Source organism: Oleiphilus sp. HI0125 (assembly GCF_001635355.1).
Map to the genome: position 1 here is coordinate 1 of NZ_LWGF01001161.1, position 840 is coordinate 840.

Annotated in this window: 1 protein-coding gene; it reads left to right on the plus strand. The window is 43.0% G+C overall.

Translation table 11 applies throughout. The annotated features are described in order from the left end of the window. Positions 1 to 167: 167 nt before the first annotated feature. Positions 168 to 840, plus strand: a 673-nt coding sequence (locus A3762_RS20100) for a LysR family transcriptional regulator (protein WP_068757314.1), incomplete at its 3' end; no start/stop codon positions are given.

The window sequence follows — 840 nt, forward strand, 5'->3', positions numbered from 1 at the left end:
TGAAGGAGGTCGATCTTTTAAAGTTCGGCCTTTTTTATTGCGCGTACTAAGCAATAAGCGGGTATTTGCTCGAAATCTTTGAGTTTCCATAAAAAAACTGCCATTTACTCTATCTATTTTTTTCTGAAAAGGTATACTTCGCGCGAATATCATTTCAAAGGTTTATTATGGATATTGCTCGTATTGATCTGAACTTATTGGTTCACTTGGATGTTCTACTACGCGAACAAAACGTTACAAAAGCAGCTAACCACTTAGGTATTACGCAGCCAGCGATGAGTAATGGTCTAAAACGTCTTCGAAATTTGTTTAACGACCCTTTGCTTGTTCGAACAAGTGATGGCATGGCTCCCACTGAACTCGCACTATCTCTTAAACCGCAAGTGCGTGAAATTCTCTCTAAAGTCGAGCGCGTCGTACAGCCAGAACGTAGTTTTGATTTGGAAACTGAGCGTGTATTTAGAATCATGGCGAGTGACTACGCTGAATCTACTTTGATCCCGGATGTACTTAGCGAAGTCCGTAAGCTGGCGCCGCTAGTGACCTTAGATGTTCTTACTCCAAGTGATGTTAGTTTCGAGGATGTTGAGCAGGGCCGTGTTGATATGGCAATCAACCGTTTTGATACGCTTCCTCAGTCCTTCCATTCTAAAACCTTATGGAACGATAGCTTTTCATGTGTTTTGTCGCCAGAGAATCCTGTGCTTGAGGGCTTCAACCTAGAGTCTTACCAAGAAGCTTCGCACATCTGGGTTAGCAAGACAGGTTTTGGTGTTGGCGTTGGTGTAAATCCTCAAGATGTGCAGCGTTTGGGATGGGTGGATGAAGCCTTAAACAAAC